The organism is Streptomyces sp. NPDC057654, from assembly GCF_042800135.1.
In the GTDB taxonomy this organism is placed as follows: domain Bacteria; phylum Actinomycetota; class Actinomycetes; order Streptomycetales; family Streptomycetaceae; genus Streptomyces.
On record NZ_JBHVHQ010000451.1, the window covers coordinates 1 to 6,814 of the forward strand.

The following is a 6,814-nucleotide window of genomic DNA, read 5'->3' on the forward strand; positions in this document are numbered from 1 at the left end:
AAAGTGAAGGGGCGCGCTGCGCTGCGCCCGGGGGCGCTGGCCGTTCAGGATGCGGTTTCCGCCCGTAGAAGAGCAGCCCTCGGCTGGGGGAACTCCACTCCGACGGCCGCCGCGCCCGGTATGCCCGACACGCCAGGTCCACCCTTCAACAGGGTGCAGTTACCTCCCGATTCCGCGTCCCATAAGGCGCTTTTGTCGGGTGGTAACCGCACCCTACCTGCCGGTAGCCAGCTGCGGAGCGCAGCGGAGCCTCCTACGGTCCCCACCGCCGTCCCACCCGTCACTGCATGCGCTGTGGACCCGCAGGGGCAACCCTCCCGACACCACGCATTGATGAGCGGTAAAAGTATTGACGCTACCGAACTGCGCAACTCGCAGGGGAGGAGTGCGGCCTCCTATCCGATGAGCACGCTGCGATCGAAATGCTGCATGACTGGCACCGCGATAACAGCGTCAGCGTCGCCCGTGACGGTGCCATTGAGTGGCAACTCGCGTAATGGGCATCGTTGAGCGCTCGTAGATACGCTCGGCGGCGAAAGCACTGCAATCGTCCCTGGCAACCCTCGGGAGCGGACAGACCACACCCCCAGGGTTCAGGCTCTTGTACGTACTGGGACCGGCTGGCTCAGGTCTCGGAGGCGTCGCTGTTCAGGGCTCGCTCGATGCGGCGTTCCCCCTGGCGGCAGAGTCCCAAGCCCGCAAATGGGGGCCAGTTGGATCACTGCCTGGCAAGCCAAGGCGAGAGAATGGCAGCGAACTCTTCGTCAGGAATCTGCAACCCTCCCCAACCAAACCCCTCCCACGCTTGCGCACGCTGTAGAACAGGCAACGAAATTTTGAAAGAAATGCGGAATGAGGCGATAAAGGAAATGACGCCGAATCCCGCACCCAACGTCTCCCTGGAAAGCGATGCGAGCTCCACCGCACCCTTTCCCTCTGCGTGAGCCGCTCTCAGTACGCGCGCTACTTCTTCCATATCGTCCATCTTGCCTCCGGCTGGCCTGAATCAGTTATCAGGGGCTAGTAATCCGTCTGACTTCGTGATCTTTCCGGACCCGGCTGGGGACGCGTACGGCCACCACGTGATCATCGGTTGGTGTGTGGACAAACGAAGATCGTGCGGCACCCCACCGGCCAACAGAATTCGCACCACCCCACCCGAAAGCATGAGCCGATACATCTGACCGTCCCGGAGATCCGTTGCCTGCTCACTGCGGTCCTCGTTCCGCCGGCCATCACCACGGTCACACTGCTGCGCTGGTCCAGCCGACGCCGACACCATCAGTCAGCGGCTCGACGCAGTCACTACCGACGACGATCTCTCAAGGAACCCACCAGATGGACCAGGAAGCCGCGCTTAGGTAAGGCCGTTTGCCGGACAGCCGGTTCTACGCATACCTGCGAGGCATGTATGCGGCCGATTCAGCGGATCGTTGGAGCTGGTGGCGCGACCACTTCGCGCAGCTCGGCGGCGGCCTGAGCCATGAGCTGAGCGAGGGTGGTGTCCGGCTCGGCCAGCCAGCGGGGCATGGCGCGCCTGTGGATCGCCAGTACCACGTCGATGAAGAAGCGTGCTTTTCCGGGCTCGACGCCGCGGCCCTCCAGCGCCGCTGCCAGCGCGTCGGCGATGGCGGCGAGCTTGATCAGATCGCGCTCGGCCAGTGCCGGGTTGGCGGCGATCACCTTTCCCCGGCGCAGCAGGAACTCGCGTGGACGGAAGATCTCCTCGGCGGTCCCCAGCGCGGTCAGCAGCGTCTCGATCGGGGTGAGGCCCGGGTCGGCTGCTTCGACCTGGGCGACGAGGTGGGCCTCAAGTTCGTTGCCGGCGAAGAGGACTTCCCGCTTGTCGGGGAAGTAGCGGTAGAAGGAGCGCTCCTTCAGACCGGCGGCGCCTGCGATCTGTGCCACCGAGGTGCCCTCGAACCCCTGCGTCTCGAACAGTTCGAGCGCCGCGCGTTCGAGTCGGCCCTGTGCGTCAGATTCCCATCGCGGCATGCCCACCAGGGTACGACAACAGGAGCTGTCGTCAGTTGGTACGGTCGATGACAACAGATGCTGTTATCGCTCGAGAGATCGTCATGAAGGCTCTTCAGTTCGACCGGTTCGGGTCCCCGGACGTGATCGTGCTCCGCGAGGTCCCGAAGCCGGAGCCAGGACCCGGTCAGATCAGGATCGCTGTGCGGGCGTGCGGCCTGACGCCGGCCGACTGGCACGTCGCCGACGGTCTCCTCGCCGATCATCTGCCGCCGCTGCCGCGCGGGCTCGACCTTGAGGTCGCGGGCACCGTCGACGCGCTCGGCGAGGGCGTCACCGGCGTTCAGATAGGCGACCGCGTGTTCGGCCCGGCCTCCTTCGACGGCCCGACGGCCGGCGCCGCCGAGTACGCGCTGATGCCGGCCTGGGCACGTATTCCCGAGGGCGTAACCGCCGAGCAGGCCGCAGCGCTGCCGATGGCGGCGGCGTGACCGCAGACGATCTCAGCACGGCGACATGGATCAAGAGCAGCTACAGCGGAAACAACGGCGGCAATTGCGTTGAGGTGGGCCGAGGCGTGGGTATCCGCGTTGTTCCCGTTCGTGACAGTAAGGCCCCGCAGGGTCCGGTGATCGTGTGCAGCCGAGTGGCGTGGGCGTCGTTTGTCGCGTTCGCGGCCGGGTGTGAAGTCTGAGGGCGGTCCAATTCCCCTGGTGCTCAGCCCAGTCTGGTGAGCCAGCGCTGGCACAGATCTGTGGTGACTGGCTCGTACAGTTCCGGACTCGATGCTTCGGTGAGGAACTGCGTCAGCAGTTCGATGTCCGCCTCGTCGATGTCGACGCTGTCCAGCATATGAACTGCGAAGGCCCACTCCGGCAGTTCCTTGACGTCCAACTCCCCGGACGCACAACGGTGCAGCACGCATCGTGCAGCCCTGCGGTCCAGGGTCACTGGGTTCCCAAGGGCCTCCGTGGCCGCCATGGCTGCCGCGTGACCGTCGTATCGGTTCGCTGTGCGGACCAAGCTGTCCAGCGGTGACTCCCACCTCAGCAGGTTGGTCATGGCTTCGCGAGCATTCGACTTCACGTAACTGATCTCCCGAGCGAAGATGAGGTGGGCTGCGGAGCTCCGATGCTGCCCCAATGAAAACACCAGGCAGACGGGCTTCACCCGAGTGATCCGGCACCGGATGCCGGATGCCGGATGCCGGGCCGGCGCCCGGCGCGTACGGGGTGCCCTCGGCGCTCGCCAGGTGCTCCTGGTGGAAGCGGAGCATCGTCCGGGCCGTCGGCGGCAGGTCGGAACAAGGGCGCGCCACCGCCGCATGGTCTCCCCCTCGCCCGGCCGGGGCGCGGTGTCGCCGATGGCGGTGGCAAGGCGCTGGAGTTGCGCGGCGAGTTCGTGGCGTTCCAGTGGTGTGAAGCGCGCCGGCCCCTCGCGCTCGCTTCGACGTCGGCGAGTTTCCGAGAGCCGTCCGCTTCGCCCCATTCACCCCCTCCGCGGTTGCCCGCCCCTCACATGACTGTTAGCTTGCTAAGTGAAGTTGTTAGCAAGCTAACCTTTAGGAGGCTAGGAGTTATGGACTTCCCCGCACGCATAGACGTCCACAACCACATCGTTCCGCCGGTCTGGGCCGAGACCCTGGCCGCGCGCGGCATGAACTCCGGCGGCTGGGCCATCCCGGCCTGGAGCCCCGAGAGCGCGATCGCGATGATGGACCAGCAGGGCATCGCGACCGGCGTCATGTCCGTCACCTCGCCCGGGGTCCACCTCAGCGATGGCGACGACGCGGTCGCCCGCGACCTGGCTCGCGCCGTCAACGAGTACGGTGCCGAGGTCGTCAAGGACCACCCCGACCGCTTCGGCCACTTCGCCAGCATCCCGCTGCCCGACATCGACGCCGCGGTCGCCGAGGCCGTGTACGCGCTCGACGTCCTCGGCGCCGACGGCGTGGTGCTGATGTCCAACGCCCACGGCAAGTACCTCGGCGACCCGGACTTCGAGCCCCTGTGGGCCGAACTGGACCGCCGCTCCGCGAACGTCTTCGTCCACCCCGCGCAGCCCCCGATGGCGCTGCTGCCCGGCACCCCCGCCCCGCTGGCCGACTACGTCTTCGACACCACCCGCACCGCGCTGAACATGGTGCTCAACGGCGTCATGGACCGCTACCGCAACGTGCGCGTGATCCTCTCCCACGGAGGCGGCTTCCTCCCCTACGCCGCCTACCGCTTCTCCGGCCTGACCTCCACGGTCGTCGACCGGACCCGCGAGGCCGACGACATCCTGCGCGACCTGAAGCGCTTCTACTTCGACACCGCGTTGTCCGCCAGCCCCTCCGCCCTCCCGGCCCTCTTCGCCTTCGCCGAGCCCGGCCACGTCCTCTACGGCAGCGACTGGCCCTTCGCTCCCCAGGAAGCCGGGACCTACTACAACAACTTCCTTGAGAACTACCCCGACTTCGCCCCGGGCCAGGCCGCAGCCGTCGACCGCGGCAACGCCGAGGCGCTCTTCCCCCGCCTCGCCCGCTGAGGTCGGCTCCACCTGGCGCGCATTTCGCATCAGCGGAGTGCTGCGATGCCCCGCACCGACGGTACGGGGCATCGGCGCGTTGTACCGGGCGGCCGGAGTCCGGCGACTGGTGGCTGGTGTTCGACATCCGACATCCGATGCCCGACATCCGATGCCCGGTGCCCGATGCCCGATGTCAGTTCGCCGGGCGGGTGCGGATCGCCGCGCGTGTGGGCGATGACCACGCGGAACAGCGCGTCGCGCAGCCGTCGCATGCCGACCACTTCCGCCTCGGAGATCTCCCGTGCACGTACGGGCGTCGGCGTGAGCCGCGGTCGCTCTGCCCAGTCGGCGAGGCCGGCGGGTAGCCCGTTGGTTGCGGAGGGCTCCATGTAACCAATATGGCTGGCTCCATGGCGCTGAGCTGGAAGCTGGTCATCGACAGTACGAACGCGCCCGCCCTCGCGGACTTCTGTGCCGCCGCCCTGGAGTACGAGGTGGAGGACCCCGGCGCGCTCATCGAGTAGTTGCTGGCCGTCGGCCACATCGGCGAAGAGGCGGTTGTCGAACATCACGGCCGTAAGACCTTCCGCGGCTATACCGCGATCCGCCACCCCGAGGACCCGTTCGACACGACCAGCGGCTGCTTTTCCAGGACGTACCCGAGGGCGAGGTGGGCAAGAACCGCCTGCACCTCGACGTCCATAGCGAGCCCGGCGGCCTCGATGCGCTGGTTGCCCGGCTGGAAGGGGATCGCGAACGTCCGTGCTATCAGCGCGCTGGGCTGTCGGAGGAAGTCAAACCGGCGCGCGGGGTGGGGTTTTGACGGTACGGTGACTGTGTCATCACGCTCCGTGTGTACGTACGGAGCGGCCCTCAGTGGTGCTGTCAACACCGTCCTGAGGGCCTTCACCGCGAGTGGAATCGAAGGTCCCACTGAGATGCTTCGGCATGTTATCGCGCCCATGAGGCGCTATGTGAAGGCGTCGCACGACGTAGTCCGCCATCGCCGTCTGGAGAGCGATGCGAAGGTCCTCCTCCTGTATGTACAGGGGCTGCCCGAGTCCGAGGCGGCGAGGCCGCTGGGTGAGCATGCGGCGCAGCTCGGGATCAAGGGGCGGGCGTTCCAGAAGGCGAAGCAACAGCTCATCGAGGGCGGTTACTTCCATGACTGGAGGTGGCAGGGTGAGCGGGGCCGCTGGATGACGGACCAGGTGTTCGCGAATGTGGTCCTGAGTGCGGAGGAGGCGGTGCGGGTACGGGACGGCGACGGGTCGCCCCCGCCGAGCACGCCAACCCCGCCGAGCACGCCAACCTCGCCGGGTTCGTCAACCTCGCCGAGTTCGCCGAGTACGCAGTCTCCGACGGTCGGTGAGCCGACGGGCCGGAGGGCCGGTGGTTATCTCCGTAAGAAGAAGAACGAGGAAAAGAACTCCTCCCACCCACCCACCGAGGCCCTTCCGGTCCCTGCCTTCCTCGTTCCCCACCTGGCCGAAGCCGAACGAGTTCTCCTCTCCCTCCGCCACACCGACCGCCGCCTCCGCCTCGGTGCATCGGAAGCCCGCGAACTCGCCGTCGCCGCCGCCGAATGGTTCCTACGCGGCGCGAGGTCCGCAGAACTGCGAGAAGCCCTGACCACCGGCCTCCCACCCGAAGGAGTCCGCTACGCCCCCGGCTTCGTACGCCGCCGCCTCACCGACAAACTGCCGGAGGTCCGCAGCATCCCGGAGCAACAACAACGCGCCCGCGCAGCCGAACCACCAACCCCGCCACCCCAGTTCACAACCTGCCAGGGCACCGGCAACGAACACGTCTTCCGGCCCGTAGCCGACGAGACGTATTGCGGGGCTTGCCGACAGGCGCGGGCGGAGGCGGCCTATGCCGCGGCCAGGGCCGAACTGAAGTGAGGGCGGGGGTGGGTGGGGCGGCGTGGGCTGACGGGAGTTCCCACCCGGCGGGGGACGCGGATGCCCAGGGCGGGGCTGCGGTCTGTTCGGGTGGGACTGGCCTTGGCGGTGCTTCGGTTTGCCCGGCTTCTCGCTTCCGGAGCAGGCTGTGAGCAGGGCTGCGCTGGGGGCTGGATGGCGGTCAGCAGGTCAAGGGGTGCTGGCGGGGCGGCAGCGTACGGCCTCGTTGATGGCCGTACGCAGTGCTTCCGGTGAGGTGAGTTGCAGCCAGGGGCGCGAAGCGTCGGGGGTGGCTTCGGGGAGGAGCCATAGCCGGTTGCCGTTGTACGTGCCGGGGGCCGGTGCGGTGATGGGGTGCCGGGGCTGCTTGGTGGGGCGGTATTCGGCTCGGCCGGGTGCTGCTTTCGTCTCGGACCCTCCGGGTC

The 6,814-nt window shown here is 67.4% G+C and carries 9 protein-coding genes and 1 pseudogene; 5 read left to right on the top strand and 5 right to left on the bottom strand.

Annotation, left to right across the window (positions count from 1 at the left end; all coding sequences use genetic code 11):
• Nucleotides 1-718: 718 nt before the first annotated feature.
• Nucleotides 719-985: a hypothetical protein gene (locus ACFU99_RS27440; protein ID WP_384396817.1), complete on the bottom strand. Its 267-nt coding sequence runs from the start codon at nucleotides 983-985 to the stop codon at nucleotides 719-721.
• Nucleotides 986-1,422: 437 nt separating this feature from the next.
• Entirely contained in the window at nucleotides 1,423-1,995 is a 573-nt protein-coding gene (locus ACFU99_RS27445) for a TetR/AcrR family transcriptional regulator (RefSeq protein ID WP_384396820.1), read from the bottom strand.
• 83 nt (nucleotides 1,996-2,078) lie between these two features.
• On the opposite strand from ACFU99_RS27445, the gene ACFU99_RS27450 reads away from it, so the two are divergent.
• Together ACFU99_RS27450 and ACFU99_RS27455 are read left to right on the top strand one after the other, a co-directional pair.
• Entirely contained in the window at nucleotides 2,079-2,465 is a 387-nt protein-coding gene (locus ACFU99_RS27450) for an alcohol dehydrogenase catalytic domain-containing protein (RefSeq protein WP_384396823.1), read from the top strand.
• A complete protein-coding gene (locus tag ACFU99_RS27455; protein ID WP_384396825.1) occupies nucleotides 2,462-2,668 on the top strand; it encodes a DUF397 domain-containing protein in 207 nt (68 codons plus the stop codon). The genes ACFU99_RS27450 and ACFU99_RS27455 overlap by 4 nt, the downstream gene beginning before the upstream one ends.
• Before the next feature lie 23 nt (nucleotides 2,669-2,691).
• On the opposite strand, the gene ACFU99_RS27460 is transcribed toward ACFU99_RS27455, so the two are convergent.
• Nucleotides 2,692-3,036: a hypothetical protein gene (locus tag ACFU99_RS27460; RefSeq protein WP_384396828.1), complete on the bottom strand. Its 345-nt coding sequence runs from the start codon at nucleotides 3,034-3,036 to the stop codon at nucleotides 2,692-2,694.
• A 516-nt stretch (nucleotides 3,037-3,552) separates the two neighbouring features.
• Between ACFU99_RS27460 and ACFU99_RS27465 the strand changes: the two genes are divergently transcribed.
• Nucleotides 3,553-4,503, top strand: a complete 951-nt coding sequence (locus ACFU99_RS27465; RefSeq protein WP_384396831.1) for an amidohydrolase family protein — start codon at nucleotides 3,553-3,555, stop codon at nucleotides 4,501-4,503.
• Nucleotides 4,504-4,532: 29 nt separating this feature from the next.
• Here ACFU99_RS27465 and ACFU99_RS27470 read toward each other — a convergent pair whose 3' ends face one another.
• On the bottom strand, nucleotides 4,533-4,874 hold the full coding sequence (locus tag ACFU99_RS27470; RefSeq protein ID WP_384396835.1) for an ABATE domain-containing protein: 342 nt from the start codon (nucleotides 4,872-4,874) through the stop codon (nucleotides 4,533-4,535).
• A 21-nt stretch (nucleotides 4,875-4,895) separates the two neighbouring features.
• Here ACFU99_RS27470 and ACFU99_RS27475 point away from each other — a divergent pair.
• Both ACFU99_RS27475 and ACFU99_RS27480 read left to right on the top strand, forming a co-directional pair.
• Nucleotides 4,896-5,230: pseudogene (locus tag ACFU99_RS27475) on the top strand (VOC family protein); the annotation flags it as partial.
• 217 nt (nucleotides 5,231-5,447) lie between these two features.
• Entirely contained in the window at nucleotides 5,448-6,389 is a 942-nt protein-coding gene (locus ACFU99_RS27480; RefSeq protein ID WP_384396838.1) for a hypothetical protein, read from the top strand.
• A 189-nt stretch (nucleotides 6,390-6,578) separates the two neighbouring features.
• Here the strand turns inward: ACFU99_RS27480 and ACFU99_RS27485 are convergent.
• Nucleotides 6,579-6,814 (bottom strand): hypothetical protein (locus ACFU99_RS27485; RefSeq protein ID WP_384396841.1); only part of this gene is annotated, 236 nt, incomplete at its 5' end.